Annotated in this window: 21 protein-coding genes; 10 read left to right on the top strand and 11 right to left on the bottom strand. The window is 66.3% G+C overall.

Annotated features, from left to right (window positions below; genetic code table 11):
- Positions 1–69: 69 nt before the first annotated feature.
- The 4 genes from J2851_RS13875 to J2851_RS13860 all read left to right on the top strand — a co-directional run bounded on the left by J2851_RS13875 (position 70) and on the right by J2851_RS13860 (position 5,124).
- Positions 70–870, top strand: a complete 801-nt coding sequence (locus J2851_RS13875; RefSeq protein ID WP_209766883.1) for a quinoprotein dehydrogenase-associated SoxYZ-like carrier — start codon at positions 70–72, stop codon at positions 868–870.
- Entirely contained in the window at positions 867–1,811 is a 945-nt protein-coding gene (locus tag J2851_RS13870; protein WP_209766882.1) for a quinoprotein relay system zinc metallohydrolase 1, read from the top strand. The genes J2851_RS13875 and J2851_RS13870 overlap by 4 nt, the downstream gene beginning before the upstream one ends.
- Positions 1,812–2,496: 685 nt before the next feature.
- The gene (locus J2851_RS13865; RefSeq protein ID WP_209766881.1) at positions 2,497–4,263 is read left to right on the top strand and encodes a methanol/ethanol family PQQ-dependent dehydrogenase; all 1,767 of its coding nucleotides are present in this window, start codon (positions 2,497–2,499) and stop codon (positions 4,261–4,263) included.
- A gap of 207 nt (positions 4,264–4,470) precedes the next feature.
- Positions 4,471–5,124 carry a response regulator gene (locus J2851_RS13860; RefSeq protein ID WP_209766880.1) on the top strand — a complete coding sequence of 218 codons (654 nt, stop codon included), beginning with the start codon at positions 4,471–4,473 and terminating at the stop codon, positions 5,122–5,124.
- Between the two features lies 1 nt (position 5,125).
- Here J2851_RS13860 and J2851_RS13855 read toward each other — a convergent pair whose 3' ends face one another.
- The 4 genes from J2851_RS13855 to J2851_RS13840 form a co-directional block, all read right to left on the bottom strand.
- Positions 5,126–5,548 carry a hypothetical protein gene (locus J2851_RS13855; protein WP_209766879.1) on the bottom strand — a complete coding sequence of 141 codons (423 nt, stop codon included), beginning with the start codon at positions 5,546–5,548 and terminating at the stop codon, positions 5,126–5,128.
- 127 nt (positions 5,549–5,675) lie between these two features.
- Positions 5,676–6,485: an ABC transporter ATP-binding protein gene (locus J2851_RS13850; protein ID WP_209766878.1), complete on the bottom strand. Its 810-nt coding sequence runs from the start codon at positions 6,483–6,485 to the stop codon at positions 5,676–5,678.
- Positions 6,376–7,149, bottom strand: a complete 774-nt coding sequence (locus J2851_RS13845) for an ABC transporter permease (RefSeq protein WP_209766877.1) — start codon at positions 7,147–7,149, stop codon at positions 6,376–6,378. Before J2851_RS13845 ends, J2851_RS13850 begins: the two co-directional genes overlap by 110 nt.
- Entirely contained in the window at positions 7,149–8,141 is a 993-nt protein-coding gene (locus J2851_RS13840; protein ID WP_209766876.1) for an ABC transporter substrate-binding protein, read from the bottom strand. Before J2851_RS13840 ends, J2851_RS13845 begins: the two co-directional genes overlap by 1 nt.
- A gap of 442 nt (positions 8,142–8,583) precedes the next feature.
- On the opposite strand from J2851_RS13840, the gene J2851_RS13835 reads away from it, so the two are divergent.
- Entirely contained in the window at positions 8,584–9,141 is a 558-nt protein-coding gene (locus J2851_RS13835; protein ID WP_209766875.1) for a rhodanese-like domain-containing protein, read from the top strand.
- Between the two features lie 21 nt (positions 9,142–9,162).
- Here the strand turns inward: J2851_RS13835 and J2851_RS13830 are convergent, their stop codons facing one another.
- Positions 9,163–9,582 carry a c-type cytochrome gene (locus tag J2851_RS13830; protein ID WP_209766874.1) on the bottom strand — a complete coding sequence of 140 codons (420 nt, stop codon included), beginning with the start codon at positions 9,580–9,582 and terminating at the stop codon, positions 9,163–9,165.
- 373 nt (positions 9,583–9,955) lie between these two features.
- Here J2851_RS13830 and J2851_RS13825 point away from each other — a divergent pair, with 373 nt between their 5' ends.
- The 3 genes from J2851_RS13825 to J2851_RS13815 all read left to right on the top strand — a co-directional run bounded on the left by J2851_RS13825 (position 9,956) and on the right by J2851_RS13815 (position 13,259).
- The gene (locus J2851_RS13825; protein WP_209766873.1) at positions 9,956–11,401 is read left to right on the top strand and encodes a tyrosine-type recombinase/integrase; all 1,446 of its coding nucleotides are present in this window, start codon (positions 9,956–9,958) and stop codon (positions 11,399–11,401) included.
- Between the two features lie 611 nt (positions 11,402–12,012).
- Positions 12,013–12,513 carry a Panacea domain-containing protein gene (locus J2851_RS13820; protein WP_209766872.1) on the top strand — a complete coding sequence of 167 codons (501 nt, stop codon included), beginning with the start codon at positions 12,013–12,015 and terminating at the stop codon, positions 12,511–12,513.
- 11 nt (positions 12,514–12,524) lie between these two features.
- Entirely contained in the window at positions 12,525–13,259 is a 735-nt protein-coding gene (locus J2851_RS13815; RefSeq protein WP_209766871.1) for a hypothetical protein, read from the top strand.
- Positions 13,260–13,580: 321 nt separating this feature from the next.
- Here the strand turns inward: J2851_RS13815 and J2851_RS13810 are convergent, their stop codons facing one another.
- The 4 genes from J2851_RS13810 to J2851_RS13795 form a co-directional block, all read right to left on the bottom strand.
- Entirely contained in the window at positions 13,581–14,489 is a 909-nt protein-coding gene (locus J2851_RS13810) for a plasmid partitioning protein RepB C-terminal domain-containing protein (RefSeq protein ID WP_209766870.1), read from the bottom strand.
- On the bottom strand, positions 14,486–15,403 hold the full coding sequence (locus J2851_RS13805; protein WP_209766869.1) for a plasmid partitioning protein RepB C-terminal domain-containing protein: 918 nt from the start codon (positions 15,401–15,403) through the stop codon (positions 14,486–14,488). The genes J2851_RS13810 and J2851_RS13805 overlap by 4 nt, the downstream gene beginning before the upstream one ends.
- Entirely contained in the window at positions 15,400–16,920 is a 1,521-nt protein-coding gene (locus tag J2851_RS13800; protein WP_281416028.1) for a recombinase family protein, read from the bottom strand. The genes J2851_RS13805 and J2851_RS13800 overlap by 4 nt, the downstream gene beginning before the upstream one ends.
- A 159-nt stretch (positions 16,921–17,079) precedes the next feature.
- Positions 17,080–17,358, bottom strand: a complete 279-nt coding sequence (locus J2851_RS13795; RefSeq protein ID WP_209766867.1) for a helix-turn-helix domain-containing protein — start codon at positions 17,356–17,358, stop codon at positions 17,080–17,082.
- Positions 17,359–17,830: 472 nt separating this feature from the next.
- Between J2851_RS13795 and J2851_RS13790 the strand changes: the two genes are divergently transcribed.
- Positions 17,831–19,606: a ParB/RepB/Spo0J family partition protein gene (locus tag J2851_RS13790; RefSeq protein WP_209766866.1), complete on the top strand. Its 1,776-nt coding sequence runs from the start codon at positions 17,831–17,833 to the stop codon at positions 19,604–19,606.
- A gap of 627 nt (positions 19,607–20,233) precedes the next feature.
- On the opposite strand, the gene J2851_RS13785 is transcribed toward J2851_RS13790, so the two are convergent.
- Positions 20,234–21,724 carry an IS4 family transposase gene (locus tag J2851_RS13785; RefSeq protein WP_209766865.1) on the bottom strand — a complete coding sequence of 497 codons (1,491 nt, stop codon included), beginning with the start codon at positions 21,722–21,724 and terminating at the stop codon, positions 20,234–20,236.
- A complete protein-coding gene (locus tag J2851_RS13780) occupies positions 21,724–22,230 on the bottom strand; it encodes a hypothetical protein (RefSeq protein WP_209766864.1) in 507 nt (168 codons plus the stop codon). Before J2851_RS13780 ends, J2851_RS13785 begins: the two co-directional genes overlap by 1 nt.
- Before the next feature lie 646 nt (positions 22,231–22,876).
- On the opposite strand from J2851_RS13780, the gene J2851_RS36550 reads away from it, so the two are divergent.
- Positions 22,877–24,496: a diguanylate cyclase gene (locus tag J2851_RS36550; protein ID WP_209766863.1), complete on the top strand. Its 1,620-nt coding sequence runs from the start codon at positions 22,877–22,879 to the stop codon at positions 24,494–24,496.
- The last annotated feature ends 257 nt before the right edge of the window (positions 24,497–24,753 follow it).

Raw genomic sequence — 24,753 nt, 5'->3', positions numbered from 1 at the left:
CCCTCTCCCGCGAAGCGGGGGAGGGTTGGGGAGGGGGCAAAAAGTAAAAAGAGGGGAGGAAAACCAGGAATGCCGAGGCTTCTCATCGCCGCAAGCATCATCGCGGCTCTATCCGCCCCAGCCCTTGCCGCCGCGACGGATCCCCCCGACCCCCTGGCCTCCGTCATGTGGGACGCGCTCCGCCCGGAGCTGTTCGGCAGTGCCCCCATCACCTTCGACGACCGCGTCATCGTCACCGCCCCGGCCAACGCGGAGGATGCGACCGCCGTGCCGGTGCTGGCCGACGCCTCCGCCCTTGGCCGGGTGGAGGAGATGGTGCTGATCTCCGACCTCAACCCCTTTCCCGTCGTGCTGCGCTACCACCCCGTGGCCGCGAAGCCGGTCGTCGGCACGCGCATCCGGGTGCAGCAGGCGACCCCGGTCCGCGCCGCCGCGCGCACGCCGGACGGCGTCTGGCACATCGGGGGCCGTGTGGTGGACGCGGCCGGCGGCGGCTGCACGGCGCCGCCCGTCACCTACGCCGCCAAGGACTGGGCCGACCATGTGGGCGAGGTGCAGGCCCGCGCCTGGCCTCCGTCAGGAGACGACAAGACCGCCCGCGTCCGCTTCCGCGTGCGCCACCCCATGGACAATGGGCTGATCGCCGGCATCCCGGCCTATTTCATCGAAAAGCTCAGCCTGCGCGATTCGGACGGCGCGGAGCTGGCCCGGATCGACGTGCTGGAGCCGGTCAGCGAGAACCCCGTCTTCACGCTCGACGTGACGCCCGGTGCCGCGTCCCGCGCGCTGAAGCTGGTCGGCCGCGACACCCAGGGCGGCGAGATCGAGGCCGCCATCCCGCTCCCCTGGACGCAAGGGTCCCTGCCATGACAATTGGGGCAACGAGGGCGCTCTTATCCTTTCTGCTCATCCTGATCGCCGCGCCCGGCTGGGCCGCCGGCTCGCTGACCTACGGACTGAAGCCGGTTCAAATCGCCCCGGACACCTACGTCTTCGAGGGCACGCGGGAGCATTTCACCCGCGCCAACGGCGGCAACATCCTGAACCCCGGCTTCATCGTCACGGACGCCGGGGTGATCGTCATCCAGTCCGGCCCCTCCCGCCGTTTCGGGGAGGAGATGCGGGCGGCGATCCGCACGGTCACCGACAAGCCCATCCGGAAGGTCTTCATCGGGAACCTGCATCCCGACTACTGGCTGGGCAACCAGGCCTTCGCCGACGTGCCCATCGCAGCCTTGCCCGGCACCATCGAAGGCATCAAGGCCGAAGGCAAGGGCATGACGGAGAACATGTACCGCCTCGTCGGCGACTGGATGCGCGGCACGGAGCCGGTGGTCCCGACGGAGGCCGTCTACGGCTCCACCGTCGTCTACGGCTCGCACCGGCTGCGGTTGATCCCGCTGGAGGGCCACACCGCCGCCGACCTCGCCGTCTATGACGAGACGACGCGCGTGCTGTTCGCGGGCGGGGTCGTCTTCTCCGACCGAACGCCGACCACGCCGCACGCCGACGTCGCCAAGTGGCTGAAAGAGTTGGACGAACTGGAGGCGCTGGACGTCGCCGTGCTGGTGCCGAACCACGGCCGCGTCCGCGCGGACAAGGCGGCCATCGCCCAGACCCGCGACTGGCTGATCTGGCTCGACCGCACCCTGCGGGAGCGGGCGGAGGCCGGCGCCGACATGGCGGACGCCCTGAACCTGCCGATTCCCGACCGGTTCCAGTCCCTGGGCGTCCTGCGCGAGGAGTACCAGCGCTCCGTCGCCCACCTCTGGCCCCGGATCGAGCAGGCCGCCCTGCCGCGGGTGAACTAACCCCGCATCGTTCCTTCACGTCATTCCCGCGCAGGCGGGAATCCAGGGCAACCCGACAGGTTCCCGAGTGGCCCTGGATCCCCGCCTGCGCGCTACGGTATGCACACATTTCGCCATTGCGGTAAGTGGCTGATACAGTGGAGGAAAAGCCCCTCTCCCTTGAGGGGGTGAAGCTGGAGGAGGCCGAAGGCGTCCATAAGCTTCACGGGTTTGGGGTGAGGGTGGCGCCGGCCACAGGCCGGCCGGAACCATCCACCGCGGCCGGGTTTGAGATTTTCTCCGGGCTGCCGCCCGTAACGACCCCTCACCCCAACCCCTCTCCCCCAAGGGGAGAGGGGCTTTTTCCATGCTGCTCAATGCATTATCGCATCCGCGAGATGTGTGCATACCGTAGCGCCTGCGCGGGGATGACGTAAAGGGAAGGTCTTGTCTTTCGTCCAATAATGAAAACGGGGGCAAGCACAGCAAACCCGACCGCCCATCCTACTATTTGCCAATGGACCGATTCCGGACCGCCGATAGACTGCCCTACAGTTGAAAGCATATGGGCTTCGCGGTGCAGCACAGCGCCGCGTCATCCGCCGAACTTTGCAGAAAAAAGCCGGGCTTGGGCGGCCTGGAGGGGCAAACGCCCTCGGTTCGCCCCACGGTTCGTTTGCCAATTTCCCTGGGAGGTATCCGCACCATGAAGCGTCTCTTCCGCACCTGCCTGCTGGCCAGCGCGATGGCGGCCGGCCTCGGCCTGTCCACTCTTGGACTGTCCACTGCGGCGGGCGCCGCCGAAGGTCCGAGCAACGACGACCTCCTGAACGACGCCAAGTCGACGGGCGACGTCCTGACCTACGGCATGGGGCTCCAGGCCCAGCGCTTCAGCCCGCTGGACAAGCTGACGCCGGACACGGTCAAGGGGCTCATCCCGGTGTGGTCCTTCTCCTTCGGCGGTGAGAAGCAGCGCGGGCAGGAGGCGCAGCCCATCGTCCACGACGGCACCATCTACGTCACCGGCTCCTACTCGCGCCTCTACGCGGTGGACGCCAAGACCGGCCAGAAGAAGTGGCAGTACGACCACCGCCTGCCGGAAGGCATCATGCCCTGCTGCGACGTGGTGAACCGTGGCGCGGCCATCTACAAGGACAAGGTCTATTTCGCGACGCTCGACGCCCGGCTGGTCGCGCTGAACAAGGACACCGGCAAGGTCGTCTGGTCGAAGAAGATCGCCGACTACCAGGCCGGCTTCTCGGCCACCGCGGCGCCGCTGATCGTCGACGGCAAGATCATCACCGGCAACTCCGGCGGTGAGTTCGGCGTCGTCGGCGCGGTGGAAGCGCGCGATGCCGAGACGGGCGAGCTGATCTGGACCCGTCCGACCGTCGAGGGCAACATGGGCACCCTCAACGGCAAGGAATCGACCATGACCGGCAAGCTGAACGCCAGCTGGTCGGGCGACCTGTACAAGACCGGCGGCGGCGCCACCTGGCTGGGCGGCACCTACGACCCGGAGACCAAGATGCTGTTCTTCGGCACCGGCAACCCGGCGCCCTGGAACTCGCACCTGCGTCCGGGCGACAACCTCTACACCTCCTCCACGCTGGCCATCGACCCGGCCAACGGCGAGATCAAGTGGCACTACCAGACCACGCCGCACGACGGCTGGGACTTCGACGGCGTGAACGAACTGGTCTCCTTCGACCTGAAGAAGGACGGGCAGGTCATCAAGGCCGGCGCGAAGGCCGACCGCAACGGCTTCTTCTACGTGCTCGACCGCACCAACGGTAAGCTGATCAACGCCTCGCCCTTCGTCACCAAGATTACCTGGGCGAAGGAGATCGACCTGAAGACCGGCCGCCCGGTCTATGTCGACGAGAACCGTCCGGGCGCGCCCGAGGCGGCGGAGAAGGGCAAGTCGGTCTTCGCGGCCCCGGCCTTCCTGGGTGCGAAGAACTGGATGCCGATGGCCTACAGCCCGGCGACCGACCTGTTCTACGTCCCGGCCAACGAGTGGGGCATGGACATCTGGAACGAGCCGATCACCTACAAGAAGGGTGCGGCCTACCTGGGTGCCGGCTTCACCATCAAGCCGCTCTACAACGACTACATCGGTGCCTTGCGCGCGATCGACCCGAAGACCGGCAAGATCGTGTGGGAGTACAAGAACCCGGCCCCGCTGTGGGGCGGCGTGCTGACCACCGCCGGCAACCTCGTCTTCACCGGCACGCCGGAAGGCTACCTGAAGGCCTTCGACGCCAAGTCGGGCAAGGAGGTCTGGCACTTCAACACCGGCTCCGGCGTCGTCGGCTCGCCCGTGACCTGGGAGCAGGACGGCGAGCAGTATGTGGCCGTGGTCTCCGGCTGGGGCGGTGCGGTCCCGCTGTGGGGCGGCGACGTGGCCAAGCTGGTCAAGGACATCAACCAGGGCGGCTCGCTGTGGGTCTTCAAGCTGCCGAAGGCCTGATCCACGCGCTGGTATGACCAGAAGGAGGCGGGTCGAAGCGTTCGGCCCGCCTTTTTCTTTGCGCTTGGAATGGAATGGGACCGAAACGAAATTTCGCATGACCGAATTCTTTGATCAAATATCGTTCATCGGCTTGCGTATTGTTGAGACGTTCGGCATCATGGCGGAAGGAAACGCCCCCGAAACGATGAGCGTGGTAACCACGCCATGAGCAGAATTCTGATTGCGGACGACCATCCGCTGGTTCGCGACGCCCTGCGCAGCGCCGTCCTCTATTCCTGCCAGGCGCAGGAAATCCACGAGGCCGGCTGCCTGGACGACGTCGTCACCACCCTGGCCGCGAAGGGGGAGCTGGACCTCGTCCTGCTCGACCTCAACATGCCGGGCATGAACGGCCTGACCGGGCTGGTGGCCTTGCGCCGGCAGTTCCCGGCCATCCCCATCGCCGTCGTCTCCGCGCACGAGGACCGCAAGGTGATGCTGGAGGCGGTGCGTTATGGCGCGGCCGGCTTCATCCCCAAATCGACCCCGCGCGACGCCATCGCCGGTGCGCTCCGCCGCATCCTGGCCGGTGAGGTCTACCTGCCGGAGTCGGTGGAGGAGGACGCGGCGGCCGAGGACGACGAGACGGCGGAGATCGCGCGCCGCCTGTCCACCCTGACGGCGCAGCAGCTTCGCGTGCTGGAGATGCTGGGAACCGGCAAGCTGAACAAGGAAATCGCCTACGAGCTGAACATCACCGAAACCACGGTGAAGGCGCACGTCTCGGCGATCCTGCAGAAGCTGAAGGTCTACAGCCGGACCCAGGCGGTGGTCTTCGCCAACCGCCTGCAGCTCGAAAGGGCCCGATTCGGGATTTAAGTTACTGCTTCTCCAGCCTCATGCGGCGTGCGTCGGCGGCGGCGCGCGCCGCTTCGCGTCCGGGATCGCCGCGGCCGAGCCCGAAGGGCACCGTGCTGTCCAGGAACAGCGGCGCGTCGAAGAACTCCTCGTCGAAACTCGGCAGCGGCTGGTCCTTGCTGCGCCGCAGGACGCTAGCCTTGCGCGACGCCCGCCGCGCCTCCAGTCCGGGGTCGCGCCGCCCCAACTCTTCGTCACGGCTGGGCCGCTCCAGGATGATGATGGACCCGCCGAGCGGATCCGTGAACAGGACCGGATCCCGCGCCCGGTCGCCGCGGTGCCGGCTGCCGGAATCGAGGATGACGATTTCGCCGGCCTGCGCCGGTCCCGATAAGAGGGCCGTGGCGGCGCCCAGCAGAAGGAAAGGCAGGATCAGGGTTCGCATGATCACCTCCGCCGGACATCATGGGCACTGCCCGTCCGCGCGGGTGTGAGCTGGTTCACAGTTTGGTGCGGATTTCCAAAGGGCCCGTAGGTTGGGTGGAGGCGCAGCCGCAACCCAACAGCGTTCGCTATGCCAGCACCCGGAACGCCGCTTCCGGGCGGGCCAGCAGGTCGGCCCGGAAGGACTCCACCATGGCGTCGTCACGCGCGCCGCGCGGAACGGGGATCGGCACCTCGGCCACTACCCGCGTCGGGCGCGGCGCCATCACCAGGATGCGGTCGGCGAGTTGGATCGCCTCGCGCAGGTTGTGGGTGACGAACAGCACGGTGGCGGGGCGCCGTTCCAGCGTCGCGGCGAGCAGGGCGCGCAGGCGCTGCGCCGTCGGCTCGTCCAAGGAGACGAACGGCTCGTCCATCAGCAGCAGGTCCGGCTGCACGACGAAGGCGCGGGCCAGCGCCACCCGGCGGGCCATGCCGACCGACAGGCGGGTCGGGTATTCGTCGGCGACGCCCGTCAGGTCCATGGCGGCCAGCCACTCGTCCACCAGCGGGCCGCCGCGCAACGCCTTGGGCAGCACCAGCGCCACGTTCTGCCGCACCGTGCGCCAGGGCAGCAGCCGCGGGTTCTGGAAGACGTAGCCCAGCACCGGTTCCCGCCCGCCGAACTCCACCGACCCTTCGAAGGCGCGGTCCAGGCCGGCGGCGATGTTCAGCGTCGTGGTCTTGCCGCAGCCGCTGGGGCCGACCAGCGCCACGAACTCGGCCGGCAGCGCCTCCAGCGTCAGGCCGCGGATGGCCTCCCGCTCGGCGAACCGCTTGGCGCGGATCTCAAGCCTCAGCGCGCACCGGCCGCCAGCGGGTGAGCCGGCTTTCGACGGGTTGCAGGACGCACAGCTCGAGGAGTTGGACGACGGCCACGAAGGCGACGGTGTACGCAAGAATGCCGGCCACATCGAACATCTGGAAGTACAGGTTGATCTGGAACCCCACCCCGTCGCTGCGGCCAAGCAGCTCGACCACCAGCACGATCTTCCAGATCAGCGCCAGGCCGGACCGCGCCGCCGCGGCGAAGTAGGGGGTGAGCTGGGGCAGGATGACGTGGCGCAGCACGTCGGACCGCGCCATGCGGAAGGTCCGCGCCATCTCCACATACTGCTCGTCGATGGCGCGCGCCCCTTCGCGCAGGACGACGGTCGCGTTGGGGATCTTGTTGACCGCGACGGCGCCGATGGCCGCCGCCTCGGTCAGGCCGAACCAGACATAGGCCAGCACGATCACGACCAGCGCCGGGATGTTCAGGAACACGGTCAGCCACGGCCCGAACAGCCGGTCCGCAGCCGCGGAGCGGCCGAGCAGGATGCCCAGCGCCGAGCCCACGGACATGGCGATCACGAAGGCCGCGGCCATGCGCGCCAGCGTGACGCCCAGGTGGTGGAACAGCGCGCCGCTCGACGCCTCGCGGACCAGCGCCTCAAACACGGCGGCGGGACCGGGCAGGGCGCGGCTGGATGCCAGGTCGGCGGCCAACGCCCACAGCCCCACCAGCAGCGCCAGCGACAGGATGGGCCAGAGAACGACGAGGTGGCGCCGCAGTGTCGGCATCAGAAGCGGACCGCCGGCCAGAAGGTGCCGTCGGGCAGGGTGGCCGCGTCGCCGACCAGGTCACGCCCGCCCAGCGACGCCATCAGGGCGTAGAGCGTCGCGGCACCCGCGCGCTCCTCCTCCGTCCAGCGCTTGGGGATGCCGGCGCGGAAATGGTCGCGCAAGGCGCGCCAGGTCGCCTCGTCCTCCGCCTGCATCAGCGGGCGCAGCCGCTCCCACTCCGCGTCGGAGCGGGCCATGATTTCCTTCGCCTTGGCCGACGCGGCAACGAAGCCCGCGAGGACCTCCGGCTTAGTCCGGGCCCAGGTCTCGTGGAAGACGTAGCCGACCGCCGGCACGTCGGTGGCAAGGCCCAGCTGCCGCATCATCTCCCCGACCCCGATGACCGGGCGCATGCCCGCGGCTTCCAGCCGGGCGGCGTAGGGCCAGAAGTTCAGCGCGGCGTCCAGCTCCCCCGCCGCGATCTTCTGGTTCAGCAGCGGCGGGGCGGCGTAGGTCGGCTTGGCCTCCGCGTTCAGGTCCAGCTGGTAGCGGTCGCGGGCCAGCGCCTTCAGCAGCAGCCAGCTCTTGTCGATGGGCGTGCCGGCCACGCCGATGCGCTTGCCGCGCAGGTCGCCCACGCTGCGGATGGCTGAGTCCGCCGGCACCACCAGCGCACCGACCGCGGCGGAATGGGGGATGAAGGTCAGGTCGGCGCCGGCCGCGCGCTGGCGCGCCACCCACAGCCAGTCGCTGGCGATCAGGTCCACCGACCCGGCCTGCAAGGCCACCTGCGTCGCCTGGCTGCCGGCCAGTTCCACGAGCTTCAGCTCGAACCCCGCGGCCTCGTCCAGGCGGTGCTGCCGGATGACGTCCAGCTCCCAGCTGACCGTGCCGAACTTCAGCACGCCGACGGTCACCGTCGGCTTCCCGGCGGCACCCGCCGGTCCGGCGATGCTCACCACCAGAAGGATCAGGGCCGCAAAAATCCGGGCGAGGAGCATCAGGCGCATGGGCGAACCCCTGCGACAAAAATTGCGTATGTGTGCGGAGTGGGTCGCGTCACAGTTGCGCGGTGGACAGGGCGGCGGATCGGCCACCGCCCGTGCCACGCAACAAGGAGATGTCGAGGATGGAGAAAATCCTGACGCTCCTGATCCTGCTGCTCCAGGTGGTCAAGGCGATCCTTGATCTCCTGAACCGGTAGGGATCGGGCTGGGAGGGCGGGGCCTAGGCTCCCCGTTCTCCCAAGCCTGATGATGGTATTTCCGGCCATCTTTTGCAAGTTGGGCATCGGCAGGACAACCGGTTCAGCGACAGTCGGTCGCGCGTGACGTCGGGGGACAAGGATAGGGTCCGCTTCCCACCCCCCGGTATTCGACTATCGGGCAACTTGACCCTTCCGGACCCCGGCGATTTCGTGGGGCGACAAGAAAAAACGGAGGGAGAAGCGGGATGCGGGGGCTGACACGCGGCGCCGGGACGGCGCTTCTGCTGGCGTTCCTGTCGGGCGCGGCGCTGGCGGCGGAACCGGCCCCGATCCCGGACGGCTACCGCATGACCGACTACCGTTCCCCGACGCCGGCCGGGCTGCCGGGGGCGGTCACGGTGGACACCGCCCGGGCCCGCGCGCTGGTGGAGGCGGGCGAGGTCCTTCCGGTCAATGTCCTGAAGCTCGACCGCAGCACGCTGCCCGGCGGCCCCTGGATCGTCGCGAAGCCCTTTCCGCAAATTCCCGGCGGCGTCTGGCTGCCCAACGTCGGTCTGGGCGCCCTGACACCGGAACTGGAAGGCTACTTCCGCGGCCGCCTGGAGGCTCTGACCAAGGGCGACCGCGGCCGCGGGCTGATGTTCTACTGCCTGGCCGACTGCTGGATGTCGTGGAACGCGGCGAAGCGCGCGCTGGCGATGGGCTACCGCCGGGTCTACTGGTTCCGCGACGGGATGGACGGCTGGGCCGAGGCCGGGCTGCCCACCGAAGAGGCCAAGCCGCTGCCGGTGGCCGATCGGTGAGCGTGTCCCGGCGAGCGGCCGTCACTGCTTCAGCGACTTCAGGAAGGCGATCAGATAGTCCTGCTCGGCCCGGTCGGTGATGGCGACGTGGCGCATGCGGGTCCCGGGGACGAACTTGTCGTTGCCGGCGATCCACTGGCGCAGGCTGTCCTCCGTCCAGGTGATGTTGGAGGCCTTCAGCGCGTCCGAATAGTCGAAGCGCGGGATGCTTCCGGCCTTGCGGCCGACGACGTTGTACAGGCTGGGGCCGAAGGCGTTCTTGCTGCTGTCCAGCGAATGGCAGGCCGCGCACTGGTGGAACACCTGCTTGCCGGCGGCTTCTTCCGCGGTCTTGGGCGTCGGGCCGCCGCCCTGGGCGAGCGCCGTGCCGGAGGCGAGCAGGGTGCCGGCGACGAGCGCGAGGATGGCGGATTTCGCGGCGGTGGATTTGGTGATGGTCATGGAAAAGGCTCCCGGTGCCGATGACCCGCGGCCGGTCCCCAGGATGCCGGGCGCCGCGGACGTCGATGCGGCGCATCATAGGAGCGGGAGCTTCGCCGCCTAATTGGACTTTAGAACAAGCCCGCAGCGGCTGTAGGGGAATTGGTGCGAGAGAGGGGAATCGAACCCCTAAGACCTTGCGGCCGGTGGATTTTGAGCCGTTCAACCGAGGTTATCCTATTCCTATCCGGCTCTGCGATATTGCTCGATAATGCCTTGATCCTCCTGGATTTTTGCGGTCGGGCTCTCATCCTGTCCTAGCCGGAACTATGCCATCGCTGGATTTCCGGCCGCTCCTATGCTGCTCCTGAAATCCGGCCTGCCGGAGGGTAGGATGCCGAAGCTGAAGCTCACCAAGACCGCCGTCGATACCGCCGCCCCCAAGGACAAGGACTACGAACTCCGGGACACGATCATACCGGGCTTTCTTCTGAAGGTCACACCGCTCGGTCGGAAGATCTTCATGGTGCAATACACCACCGGCAACGGCCAGCGCCGCAAGCCCGCCATTGGACGTTTCGGGGAGATCACCGTCGAGCAGGCCCGCGCCATCGCCCAGAACTGGCTGGCCGAGGTGCGCAAGGGTGGCGATCCGAGCGCCGAGCGAAGCGCCGCCCGGAAGGCGCCCACCATCAAAGAACTGTGCGAGCAGTTCATTCGCGACTACTCCGAAACCCGGAACAAGCCGGGGACTGTCCGCACCAACCGTGGGTACGTCCGGACCCATATCTTCCCGGCGCTTGGGCACCTGAAGGTGGCAGAGGTGACCCGCGCCGACGTCACCGCGCTGATGAAGCGCATGGAGCGGTCGCCGGTCAACGCGAACCGGGTGCTCGGCTTCCTGCGCAAGATGTTCAACATGGCTGAGGTCTGGGGTTACCGGCCGGACGGCTCCAACCCCTGCCGCCACGTCCCCAAGTACCCCGAGCGCGGCAGGACCCGGCTGATCACGGACGCCGAGCTCCGAATCCTGTACGCATATTTGGACCGGGCGGACGCCGAGGGGCTGGAACACCCCTTTCTTACCCTTGCCATCCGGTTGCAGTTCGAGTTCGCGGCCCGCATGTCGGAGATCGTGCAGCTCGAATGGTCGTGGGTCGATCTTCAGAACCGCCGCGTCGTCTGGCCCGACAGCAAGACCGGTGGAATGTCGAAGCCGATCAGTGCGGAAGCGCTCCGCATCCTTGAAGCCGCTCCGCGCCTGGAGGGATCTCCCTACGTCTGTCCGTCCATCTTTGATCCCACCAAGCCCATGAGCAAAAACACCTATTATCACGGGTGGAAGCGCATCCTGAAACGGGCGGGCCTCCCGCACATCGGCACCCACGGGATCCGCCACCGGGCCGCGACGGACATCGCCAACTCCGGTGTGCCAGTGAAGGTCGGCATGGCCCTGACCGCCCACAAGACGGTGACCATGTTCATGCGCTACGTGCACACCGAGGACGATCCCATCCGGTTCGCAGCCGAGGCGGTGGCGGAACGCCGAAAGGATGTCCTTGCTGGCCGCCGGCCTTCCGCCAAGCCGGCGGAGTCCCCGTCAGCGCCTCCACCAACTCCGCCCGCCGTACCGGGTGCCGACCCCATCGGAGCGACGAATGTCATCCAGGTGGCCGATGACAAGCCGCCCGGCTATGACGACGGCCGGTATACGTCCCGGACGAGGATCGGGAACTACCGTCCGTTCCGGCATCGAGCCGGTTCCAACCGTGCGTTGCCGCCCGGGACGAAGCGTGGCGGCGCCCGTGGAGGGCCGGCGCACGAGACGGTCGACGGCTGATGAGAATGATCGGCAACGGATGGCCGGCGCCGGATCGATTTCGGCGCGTCCGAGTCGCCGGCCACGGCAGTCCGGTCCATCCCTTCAATACTCCGGGCCAGCCATGACGTTGATTCTCAATCCGGGTCGTCCATGAACCCACTAAGCGAGGTCCCGCGCCGGGAAGCGGAGATGTCCGGGCGAGGCCGGATGGCAGGGAGGGGGAGACTCTGCCTACGCCTGTGCTTCCAGGGTGCGGGTTCCGCCCTGATGCCGGCAAGGGCGAAGCTTCCTCCCTTTTCGAAGCCGAGTCGGGCGCGGTCTGCCATCCACTCGTCGTTTGCCTGGACGAACACGCATGCGACACCACCTGTGTAGCACGAGGCGCGCTCGCGGCCCAGTGCACCACGCGCCTATATCCAGGCAGGGCAAGACCGGAAAGCCCACGAAAATGGCAAACTTGCCAGGGTGCCTTCGAGGCCGCCAGAAGCGAGGGAAGAAACTTATGATTTGAGGAGCACCGAGCAGCGGATTGCGGCATAAGTCCCGGCAGCGTCAGCGAGTGCCAAGTGAGCTCCTCGGCGCATCAGCGGAAGTTCGGCAGAACGTAGCAGGAATATGGGCGCAGGATCATGAGTTTCGACGGCAGAGCAGTCGCAAATTTTATCCTCGATTTTTGTGAGCAACGAGACCGCGAGGTTACTAACCTTGCCTTGCAGAAGATCGTATATTTTTGCCACGTCTGGTCTCTCGTCGAATTGGGTCGTCCGCTCGTTAAGCATCAATTCGAAGCTTGGCAGTATGGTCCAGTATTGCAATACTTATATCGTGAATTCAAAGCTTTCGACCGCCAACCCATTCAAGGGAGGGCGACGGAAATTGATCCCGACACCGGAAGGCGGCGCATCGTAAGATATGCGTTTGACCGTGATACGGAGGAGTTGCTGAAGCAGACGGTGGATTTTTATAGCCGCCTCCGCGCGGGCGATTTGGTTGAGCTGAGCCATGCCAAGGGGAGCCCCTGGGACGAGGTCTGGAATCATCAGGGAAGCGTCAATCCTGGAATGAAGATTGGCGACGACCGCATTATCGCGTATTATTCGAAGGTACCATCGCCATACTCCATCCAATAGTCAGGATCCGTATGACCAAGCTCCGCGTGCCCTCCCTCCAGCACCTTGCTCGCAATTGGCGGGCAACCTCGATGGGGGTAAAGCGCGTTCTGGTCGCGCTCGCATTGGATCCTCCCAATTTCACCTACAAGCCGCTGTATAGCGCAATCCATGATTTATTGGTTCTTCGCCAGAGCTACGAGCAAATCGTCGAAGGGATCAGGCGCGGCGTTAAGCGGGAAAGAGTGCAGAGCAATCTGCTCAGCATCTTGCCATTGATTCGCGACTATTTTGACGGGGTGAACCCGAGCTTTGTGCAGGCGGTTGATCGACGCTTCTACCCGGTCGGCCGCGATCTCTTGGTTCCGTTTGATCCGCCGTTGATCTATGGCGTTGGCGGCCAAATCCATTTCCCATGGTTCAGCTTCTGGCGGAGCAACCCGCTGAAAGATGAGACGCTGGCGCTCTTCGTCACGATGGTTGAGGAACTGCTGCTGCAGGATCCTGATCTCGAAGCGGCCCGTTTCACCATTCTGGATTTCAGCGCACCAAAGCCAAAGGCGCCGCGCAGACTGACATTGATTGATGCGCGCGACATCCCGCGCATCACGCCCGAACGGAAGGCCGAGATGCTGGCCATCTTTGTCGACGGTTTCCAGCTGGCTGAGGCTGAGCTTGCCGGCGCGCCTCGCCCGTCCGATGACAAGCGTCCAGGAAGAGGTGATGCAGCGGACGGTCAAGGCGATCTGTTCGACAATCCTCCTTGATCGGACCGGTAAGCGTCCGCTCCCGCGGCACTGGCCAAAGCGAGGGGGCGGTCTCCCTCCAACCCATACTGGCTCCGGCCACCAATCTGAGGCATTGCCAGCGGCCAACGGTCTGACCGCGCCGTCTGCGCACTCTGCCGACGGAGTGCAGGGGGCAAGAAATCCATGGCTTGCCCACCAGCGCCCCCGCTGTCCCCAAGGCCGTGCATGCCGCTGATCCGCCCGTTGCGGTGTGCCCTGTTTGGCCGGGGCGGGGAGCGCTGGCTGCAGTCCGCCCGCCGCGGACGAGCGTCGTGCGGCTCGGCGCGGCGCGAGGAACGCTCACTCGCGCTCCGGCGCGCGGATGTCGGAGGCGACCGCGTCGATGACCCGCCTCAGTTCCTTGGCAATGTCGGCATGGTGTTTGTCGAGGTAGTCCGCGATGGCCGCGTTGCTGAACAGCTTGGTCATGAAGCCCTTGGCGACCACCAGAACCAGCATGGTCTCGCCAAGTGTGTCCTCCACCAGTTTATAATCCTGGTACAGTTTTTCCATCTCCCGCTCCATGCGCGCTATGTCCTCGGGAGTGACACCGCTCGCGGGTTTGGGCTTCCGTCCCTCGACCAGCTGGTCGGGGCGCGTGGTGGCCAGGAGCATCCGCGCGTAGCTGGCGGTGAAGCGGCCGGCCGATATCATCATCTCGGCGGCCACGATCTGGCGCATGGGCTTCATCTTGCGCAGCAGGGCAAACACGCCCTGGCTCACCATCCTGTTCTTCAGCATCTCGACCACCTCGGGGGCGATGCCGTTGAGCAGCTGCTGACGCTCGCGGATGCGGTCGACGTTGACGTTGAGCGACTGTGCGATTCGTTCCGGGGACAGCCCCTTCTCGATCGCCCTCAAGATCATCACGTGTTCCTGGATCGGGCTCAGCCGGTTGATCCGCCGGTTGTAGGTGAAGCCCTCGTCGTCGGTGGACACCAGGCAGACGGCCTCCGCCGCGCCCAGGTCCTTCAGGGCTTCCAGCCGCAGATGGCCATCAAGCAGGATGTAGTATCCGTTCTTGCCGGCTCCTGCGCTTTCCGGGTGAACGGCCAAAGGCTCGATGATGCCGACCTCGCGAATCGACGCCAGGATGGTCCGGTACTTCGGCGAATAGCGGATGTCCTTGCTCAGCGCACGGGTTGGCAGGATCCGTTCGACCGGGAGGGTTATGGTCGTCCCTTCGAAAGCGTTCTGGACCTGGGTCATGGCCGGGCCTCGCGCGGCAGCCGGTCGGACAGCACCTTGGGCAGGTCGTCGATCCCCTCGGCCCGCAGAAGCGTCCGGAAATGCTCGTCCGCGAGGAGCCGGCGCAACGTCGTCACAACGAAGAGGAGGCGCTGCTCGCCGATCTCGGCCTTCTTCACCAGCAGGCTGCGCCGGCGAACCTCCGTCTGGTAGGTCTGAAGCAGCTTGCGCGGGGTGACCGGCACGTCGGTCTTCGGCGCCCAGCGTCCGTACTGCTTGCCCATCACCCGCCGGCGGTCGATCAGCCGGCGGACCTGGATCAGCTGCTCGCCGCGCAGCAGCCCCGTCTCGTAGGCCTGCATCATCGCCACCTGGATCTCTTCGTCGCCCGCGCGGGCGATCTGGGACGCCAGATTGATCGGCAGCCAGCCCTTCTCGACGGCGGCGATGAGACGCTCCTCGCCGGCTTTCAGCAGGACGAGGATGCCGTTGATGTAGCTGGAGTCGAGACCGGTCTTCTGTGCGATCTTCCCGACGCCGTAGCCCCGTTCTTCCAGCACGCGCACGGCGGTGAGCAGATCCCGGTTGGAATGCTTGCGGCGCGCCAGGTTCTCGATCAGGCTGATGAGGTAGAGATCCGCCTCGTCGGCCTCGACCACCACCGCCGGAATGGCCGTCTCGCCGAGCACTTTGAACGCCTCCATCCGCCCCTGGCCACAGACGAGGTCATAGAGCGGTGCTCCGTTGCCGGCGCCGCTTGCGGTCACCGTGATGGGACGCTTCAGGCCGACGGTGGCGATGCTCTCGACGAGGCTGGCGAACACCTTCTGATTGCGGCTCCGCGGGTTGAGAACTCGGATGCGGTCGATCGGGATGAGCTGGATCTCCGACGGGCCGCCGACGTGGTGCGCGGTGGTGGGCGTTCGTGGATTCATGCGGGCACCTCCCTGAGGCGGACACGCTCCGCCATCGTCATCAGGGCATCCAGGCCGCCGAAGCGGTAGACGTCGAGGCCTGTGCCGTTCTCCTCCGCCAAGCGCAGCTTCGCCGCCACCATGTCGATGGCGGGAAGCAGATAGTAATCCTGGACCTTCTCGACGCCGGGGGCCATGCGCACCGCCACGGTGACGTCCGGCAGCAGGCCGGCATCGAGCCGGATCACCCAGCGGCGGGCGCCGGCAGGGGTCTCATGGCAGCGGCTCAGCACCAGGGATACGGTGAACTCCTCGTTGATCCGCAGCAGGTCGGTGCGCGCATCGATCACGACGCGGCCGCCCACCTGACGGATGCGGTCGAGGGTATCCTCGACGACGCGCGGGTGGAGCTCGCGGAGGCGGCGGTTGATCTCGATGTACCGGTAGTCCCGTCGAGGATGGTAGCCGATCAGGGAATAGGCCCGCACCAGGCTGCCGAAGCGGTGCCGGTAGGCACTGCTGGAGGGCATGCCTTCGCATTCGTCGATCACGAGGCCGGACAGATACCCCTGGTGTGCGAGTAGGACTTTCAGCCGCTCCAGCATCTCCAGGTCGGACAGGCGCTGGCTGCGTGCGAGGATGAGCGCCTGCGCCGCTTGGAAGACCTGCGGATCGACCAGGGGGGCGAACGCCCCGTCGGCCCGGATCCACATCTCGGGCCGGTTGACGACGCGCTTGCCCTTCAGCTTGCAGGAAACGCGGTTGTAGACGTTGGCGCCGATGTACTTCTCGTTGCTCAACAACTGATGAACGGTGCCCCGTGTCCAGGGACGCCCGAAATCGGTGCGCTTGCCTTCGGCGTTGAGGAGGGCCGCGATCTCTGTCTCGGACCGCCGCTCCTGAACAAAGGCCCGGTACACCCGCCGGACGGTTTCGACCTCGTCGTCGGGGCCGGGGACGAGGATCACCCGGTCGGTCTGCAGGCTCTTCCGCTCCCCAGGCCCCAGCAGGCATTTGGCGCGCCGGTCCTGGCCGATCATCTGGCGGCGCAATCCGTACCCGGCAGGACCGCCCTGGCGGAACCCCAACTCGATCAGGCGGCATTGGCCGGCAAAGACCTTGTGCGACAGCTCCCGGCTGTACTCCCCGGCCATCTTGCGCTTGATCATCTTCTGCAGGTCGGAACCCATGCTGCCGTCATTGGAGAACGGCTCTGCGCAATACTCGACCTGGACACCGGCGCGCCGGCACAGGTACTCGTAGTAGGCGCTCTCGTCGGCATCCTGGAAGCGACCCCACCGGCTGACGTCGTAGACCAGGATTACCGAATAGTCGGCGCGACCGTTCTGCACGTCGTCGATCAGGCGTTGCAGGCCTTCGCGCCCGTCGATGGCCAACCCGCTCTTGCCGGCATCGGCGTAGGTCCGCACGATCTCCAAGCCGCGCCGGGCGGCGTACTGGCGGATGGCGCCGTCCTGGTTTTCCGTCGAATACTGCTGGTGCTCCGTCGACATTCGCACATACTCCGCCGCCCGCATCGCGCGGGAGGGAACCGGAGCGTCGGAGGCCGTCGGATGGGGGCGCATGGCGAAAGCAGCCTTTCACGACCGTCGCCGTGGAACTCTATTTGACGCACTGTATAACTGCAAGCGTGAAGGCCGCCCCCGCCTAGCGCTTGGGACGGCGCGCGCGCAGAATCACGACACGGCCGCCAGGAGCGTTCTTGCTAAAGAGAAGGGAAGCGCCGATCCGTCGCCGGTGAAGATCCAGTCGGTGGTGATGCCGTGCAGCTCTTTCAGGCGTGCCATCGCCAACGGATCCGGGAGACGCTTGCCGCTCTCCCAGTGATTCCACGTCGCCGCCTTCACGCCCAGAGGTTCGTAAAGGTCCTTCTGCGTCAGGCCGAGCGCCAGACGGGCCACCCGCAGACGGTTGCCGATTGCCTTCAGGTCGTCGGGATTGCGTTTGCGAGCCATGAACGGCACTTTACGCATTGTAAAGGAGGGAGGCAAGACGCGCGGATGCATGCGGGACGATGCCGCCCCCGCCGCCAACCCGATGCGAGGGCGACCGTTTTGATGGCGCGTCCTGCGGACCGGGCTCTATGGCTGCGCCACCGAGCCGCGGCACGCCGCGTCTCGGCCCATGCGGGTGACGATCCCTCGCGCATGATGTTGCCGGCTGGCGCCGAACCTTCGGAGCCGGCGCCGGCTCGGCGCCGTGCACCGGCTCAAGCCGGGGGAAAGAGGGCGTTGCCGCTCTCTCCCCCGCGAGGGCCGCCTGTTGCCGGGCAGGGCTGCCGGCTCAGGGCACGAAGGCCGTGCCCCTCGCTCCGCAGCCCGGCCCGGCGCGCCGTCCCTCGCCCCCCACTCACCCACCGCTCGCGCGGCCCCGGGAAGCAGCAGCGGCTTGCTGCTGCTTCGCAGCTTCAAGAGAGGGAAGTGAACCATGAGCACCCAACTCGTTCCCCTGTCCCAGCTTCTCCCGCCGACCTCCAACCCGCGCAAGCGGATCGACCCCGACGGCATCGAGGGGTTGGCCCGCTCCATCCGAACCGACGGCGTGCTCCAGAACCTCGTGGTGAAGTGCCTCAAGGGCGACCGCTTCCGCGTCGTCACCGGCGAGCGGCGCTACCGGGCCTTGAAGCTGCTGGAGAGCCGGGGCGAGATCGGCGCCGATTACCGGGTGCCGGTCGAGGTGCGCCACGGGCTGAAGCCGGCCGACGCCCAGCGGATCGCCCTGGTGGAGAACGTGCAGCGCGAGGCTTTGGACGCCATCGACGAGGCCGACGGCTTCGCGGCGCTGCTTCAGAAGGGCGCCACGCTGGACGACGTAGCGGCAGAGACGGGCTTGAGCACCACCACCGTCAAGCGCCGGCTGGCGCTGGCCGGGCTGTGCGCCGAGGCCAAGCGGGCGGTGCGCGACGGCAGCCTCGGACTCGGCATCGCCGAGGCGCTGACGCTGGGCACGCACGAGCAGCAGCGGCGCATTCTCGCCGACATCGAGGACGGCATCTGGCACGACGCCGACGATGTCCGCGCCCGTCTGGTCGAGGAGAAGCCCTCCATCGCCATGGCGGTGTTCCCGCTGGAGCGCTACGGCGGCACCTTTACCGCCGACCTGTTCGCGGAAGCCGAGGCGACCTACTTCGACGACGCCGAGCAGTTCCACGCCTTGCAGCGGCAGGCCGTCGAGCAGATGGCGGCCGAGCACTCGAAGACCGCCGCCTTCGTGGACGTGTTCGACACGCACGGGGCGCCGTGGTGGCACTACCGCGCGGCGCAGGATGGGGAGAGCGGCGGCGTGGTGATCAACCTCACGCCGGCCGGCCGGGTCGAGGTGCGGGACGGGCTGGTGCGCCACGAGGTGCAGAGGACGGTCGTCGCTGAAACGCGGGAGAGCCCCCTGGCGGTGCGCCGGGAGCGGCCGGAGTATCCGGCTTGGCTGGTGCGCCACATGGCTGGGCACAAGACGCTGGCCGTGCAGACGCTGCTGATCGCCGCCCGACGCACGGCGAAGGAGGTGGCGGTGGTGCTGCTGATGCGGGGCGCCGATGCTCATCATGGCCGGGTGTCGGTGGAGGCGCATCCGGCCCTGGCGCTGTTCTCGGGCGAGGATGGCCGGCCCCGCAGCTACGACGCCGTCGAGGCGGCAGCGGTCTACTTCGAGCGCCTGCTCGGCCTGGAACCGGCCGAGGGCGACGCACCCGCCTACGGGCCGCGCAGCCGTGGTGCGTGGGAGCGGCTGGTGGGCGAGTACAAGGACGGCGCCGACCTGTACGAGCGGCTCAAGCGGCTGAGCGACGAGGATCTGGACGGGCTGCACCTGCTGCTGACCATCCTCGCCTTCGGCCAAGGCGACATGGATGCCATCGACCACGGCGACGGCCTGTTCAACCGGGTGGCGCGCGACCTCGGCGCCGACATGCGCGACTGGTGGCGGCCGGACGAGACCTTCCTCGGCGGGCGCACCCGTGCCCAGCTTTGTGCCATCGCGGTGGAGAGCGGCGCTACGGTCACCATGGCCCGGCTGTCGGACTACAAGAAGTCCGGTTTGGTCACCGCTCTGGCGGCGCACTTCGCCCGCACGGCCGATGCCGGCGACGAGGCGCCGGACTGGCAGGCGAAAGGCAGGGACTGGCTTCCCGGCGCCATGCGGTTCAGCCCCGAAGCGCCGCCCGAGGCTGAGGCCGAGCCGGACGACCTGCCGGCGGCGGCAGAGTAGGAACGAACCGCCGCCCTTCTTCGGGAGGGCGGCTCCCCGTTTGCATTTCGCGCCGTCCGCCATATGGGGCGTTTTCAGAACTCCAACGGCTACGCCGCTGATGCAGGCTATGGGGAGCAGGGCGTCGATGATCGCATGCGGCAGGGGAGGCGTCTGTCTGGTGCCATCGATGCCGACAACCCAGCTTACAACGAAAGTTGAAGCCGAAAGGCCGCCCGCAGGGGCGGCCTTTCGTGGGAGAGGAACCAATCATCAGCGCGGAAGACGAATGGCCTTTCAACAAGATCCAGGTTCGAATGTTCCCGGTGTGTCATCGAACGACCATATACCAGCCTACCATGCCGCAGTATCGCAAATTGGCCCCATGTGCCACTGACGTTTTGGACAAGGCCGAGGCTCGCCTGAGATCCAGCGAGGCAACCATGCTCCAAGCGTTTGAGCGGTTGGCCGCCAGCAAGGCGGCATTGCGAGCATGGCGCCGCAACAGGATCCAAGACGCAGAAACCTTCTCGCGTTCTGGTGGGTGCTGAACACCCCAACCTGTGCTTATTGAATTTTCTGAAGGCTGGGAAACGCGCCTTAAACGGACGGCGTGTGTATATCCAAGGTACGCATCCGGTGAGCCTTTCAATTACCCACAAGCTGGGGCGCGATCTCCGAGCCCAAGGTGATGTCGATCAGGCGCGCCATGCCGCGCCACATGACGGTGTTCCCTGGTGGGGGATCGCAGCCCCGGGCGAGATAACCGCCGAGCTTGGCCACTTTGGTGAGATATATGCCCAGAGTGTTGCCGCCGGGCAGGGTTGGAGCCTTGTTGGGGATCAGGAAGTCAAGGATCTCCTGCTCACGATCGGTGAAGACGATCCCCGCATCGACATCCGGCGCCGATCGGTTGATCATCGTCAGCCAGAAGACCCGCCAGATCACCAAGCAATAGACGGCGATCAACTTCACCAAGCGGTCGGCGCTTCGAAGGCGAGCCTCCTCGGCTTTGCAGCCTGACTTCAGGATCTTGTGAAACACCTCGATCTTCCACCTTACCGCATACCAGCGGAGCTTCTCGACGGCGTCGCCGTTCGAGAGGACGGGGAGATCGGTGAGGAGCTTCCAGTCGATGCGCGGGCGGTCGGCGGGCGCCTCACGTTCCCGGGCATGCAGGACCGTCAGGGTGAGCGCCGGGTAGCGCTTCTGCTTCCCGATCGGCGGCAGGATCCGCAAGCTGCGGTAGGTGAGTTCGACCTCCGCCGTGCTGACGTGGCCCTTGCCATCCCGGACGGTAACGGCATGCACGCCTTGAACGGCGACCTCGTCCATCACGGCGTCGACGGTCGTATCGCCGCCCAGGGCAAGCCGGTCAACGCAGGTCCGCACCAGGAAATGTGTGCCCAGTTCTTGAGCCAGGCAGAACAGCTCGTAGATGTCGCTCTCGCGATCCCCGACATGGATGCAGCGCGTCGGATCGCCGAACCGCTCCGTGGTCTGGCGCAGGTTCTCCAGCCAGCGGACACTCTCTTTCTGCTCGATGGGAACCCGCGTCGGGTTGATCTTCCTCTTGAGAGCGGCGGTTCCCTTGAACTTGGTCCGGGTCCAGAACTTGACCGCACCAAGCCCCAGGGGCAGGCCTTCGGTCGTGACCGCCAGACTGGCGTGCATTAGCAGCCCACACACGGTGTGCATGCGAAACCGGCCCTCCTGGTCCTGACCGCTGTTCACCCGGACGGTCTGGCCGATCTTCTCGGGATGCTCGCGCTGGAAGGAGAACTCTGTGGTGTCCTGAATGACTAGGAGGGGGCCGGTAGTCGCGGCGACCCGCTGGCGGGTCGAGTCGAAGTGGCCGGCGAGAATATCCGCTTCGCTTACCCGGTCATTGGCGAAGAACCGGTAGGCCGCCTTGGTGTTGGCCCAGTCCTGGCAGGCCAAGGGGATGCTGTCGCCCATCGCCCCGGCCATCTGATCGAGCAACGTGCTCAGCCGCCGGCCCAGACGCTCATCGGCAAAGTTGCAGCTGGCAAGTTCATCCTCGATCCATGCGTTTGACCCCTGGACATCGGCGCCTCCCGAACATCGTTCGATGCCAACAGGTCCAGCGTCCCCCGCGTTCGGGCCAAAAGCCACCATCACCGGCCGCGCGGCCAGATGTGGGTAATTGAAAGGCGGTCGAGTTCGGCTTTGCGCGCAAGATAGCCCTGGTTCAAGGACTTGAGGTAGGACAGTCGCGCCGCGACCCCTTGGTCGCTCAGCTCCCCGTAGCGCACGAACATGCCGCGCGCTTCGCGCAGCGCCTCCTTGCGTTCCGGGCGGACGGCCAGTTCCACCATCCGGTCGATCAGGTCCAGGCTTTGCGCGCGTTGCGTACCGCCCATTTCGGCGAAGCGGACGACGTCCGCCTCCGTGCCAGCGGTCGCCACGACCAGATTGGCATAGGCGATCGCCTGGAACTTCGCCTGGATCTCCTGCGTGGTCGCGGCCACGACTGCAGCCCGTTGCGACAGCCCGGTGTCGGACCGTATGGTGTTGAAGGCTTCGTATCCGCCGATGGCCATCCCGGTCACCATGACGACCACGACGATGCCGCTTCCCGCCAGCTTCGTGGCGATGCGAAGGTTTTGCGCGATGCTCCACATTGGTGTGCGTCAGCCTTACCGTGGGTGAACGGCGGCTGAGAGGTGCGGCGTGCGCGTTTCCTCGCTCCTCCTATTCATTTGCAGGTATTTTTAGAAAATATTACAGGGATGCCGTGTTCCTGCCATGCCGGCCAAGTGCGACGAATGCGCCCCCAACGACGGTATTGTTAATGCTCACCGGCCCCTCGCAGGCCATATCGTTCACAGCTACGAAATGCGGCTGTACGCTGCCCTGTCCCGGCAGGCGAGCAAAGATCAAACTGGATCTGTCTTTGAGCGGCAAGCATAAAAATTCACGAAGCCATAAATTTCGTGTCATTCAAAAAGCAGAGAGCTTGGGGTTCTTGTCGCGTACCCTCTATGGAGGGCTGCTGATATTAAATTATCTATTATTTACCGTAAATGCCGATGCGCGAGTTTGTTAAAAGGGCGGCGAACAAGCTGATGCTGCGCGTCAAGATCGATCAAAGAGTCTTGGGACGGCAAATGGGGCGTGCGCTGCCCTGCCAACGCCTTCTGCATTGCGTTAACTGTCGGTTAGTGCATCAGGTTTCTGATATTGAATTCGAGGACTTTTCCTCGCATGCGCGCGTGCGCGCATCAGGGCGAGTGCGAACGAATGCGTAGTCTACGTAACATTATCGGGGTGACGATCACGCTTCTGCTCGGCGGCATCGCCGTTGTCCGTGGCGCCTCCGTGGGGTGGGAGGCCGAAGGCCTGCTCCGGCAGGAGGTCGGCCGCTCCTTGGGCGAAACGGCGAAGGGCCTGGCCGAGCGGCTCGACGCCGACATGCGGGCGCGGACAGCACGGGCCGCCATTCTCGGCTCGCTGGAAGCCCTGCAGGATCCCAGGTCGGCCCAGCGTCTCGTCGATGAGATCCTCACACGCGATCCTTCCACGGCGTGGGTCGGCGTCACCGACGCGCAGGGTACGGTCGTGGCGGCAAGTGGTGGAATCCTGGTGGGCCAGAGCGTGGCACAGCGGCCTGTCTTCCAGCGTGCCCAAGACGGCATGTTCGTCGGCGACGTCCACGACGCGGTGTTGCTGGCGAAGCTGCTCCCCAATCCGTCGGGCGAACCGATGAAGTTCGTCGACGTGTCGGTGCCGTTGAAGGGGCCCACCGGCAAGACGGTCGGGGTGCTGGCCTTCCATTACAGCTGGTCCTGGGCACGCGACGTCGTCGGAGCCCTGCTCGACATGGTCCGGAACCGCACAGGAACCGAGGTCCTGGTCATGGCGGTGAATGGAACGGCCCTGTTGGGCCCGGACGGAACCATGGGGAAGCCTCTGGTCTTCGACGGATTGGAAGCGGTCCGCGCGCGGGGCGACGGCTGGGAGGTGGCGCGCTGGCCGGACGGCCGCGAGTACCTTCTGGGGTTCTCGCGTGGCGCCGCCGGTCAGGATGTCTCGGACCTTGGCTGGACGGTCATCGTCCGGCAACCCGTGGAGCACGCATTCGCACCCGCACAGGAAATGCGCCTGCACATTCTGCTGTCCGGTTTTGTGTTTGCCGGCATTTTCGGAGCGCTCGGCTGGCTCGCCGCCGGCTGGATCGCCCGGCCCTTGCGTCTCATTGCCACGGAGGCGGAGCGCATGCGTGCGGGCGAACCGGGAGCCGCAATTCCGGAGATCACGCGGGGAGCCAAGGAGATCGGCACGCTCTCGCGGGCGTTGCGCGAACTGGTCACAAGTCTCACCGCCTCGAAGGCCGCGCTGGCGAGGATGGAGGACATCGCGTACCAGGACCGGCTGACCGCGCTTCCCAACCGCCGCTTCTTCGAACAGTACCTTGACGTCGCGCTGAGCCGCGCGCGCGCCGAGATGGGGCATGTGGCGGCGCTGTACATCGATCTGGACGGATTCAAGCCGGTCAATGACCGTCTGGGGCACGACGCCGGTGACGAGGTCCTGCGGCAGGTCGGCGTCCGGCTGGCGTCCAGCCTGCGAGGGGATGATGTGGTCGCCCGCATTGGCGGAGACGAGTTCGCGGCGATCCTCGTTTCGTCCGGATGCTCCGGGCTCGCCAACCTCGACGAGGTGACCGCCCGGATCATCGCGGCTGTGAACGAAGTCGTCGTTGTGCAGGGCCAGCCGGTGCGGGTTGGCTGCAGCATCGGTGTTGCGCTGTGGCCGCTCGATGGGCCGGATCTTTCCAGCGTGCTGAAGCACGCCGATGAGGCATTGTACGAGGCCAAGCGTAGGGGTAAGAACCAAGCCGTCAGCTACGCGAGCATGGCGGCTTCGCCATTGCCCGAAAGTGATTGAGGGCCGGGCTTCCGCAACCGAATGGCAGGGATACTGTTGTCATCCTGGATGAAAGCCAGGAGGCCTCCATGGCTGGCCACACGTCGGCCAACGGCAGCGTGCGGTTCATTGATCGGGGGGAGCCCGGTTGCCCGCTGTGTGTTCATACCCTGCCTGGCAAGGGCTGGTGTACTGGGCTGTGCCGCTGCTCCGCACTCGAAGCCGTCGCCGAGTTGGACCGGCTGTCCTTGGGAAAGGCCATGCTCGCGCCGGTGCCA

The organism is Azospirillum rugosum, assembly GCF_017876155.1.
Classification (GTDB): Bacteria; Pseudomonadota; Alphaproteobacteria; order Azospirillales; family Azospirillaceae; genus Azospirillum; species Azospirillum rugosum.
The sequence above is the reverse complement of the archived record's forward strand: the minus strand, read 5'-3'. Positions and strand labels throughout refer to the sequence as shown.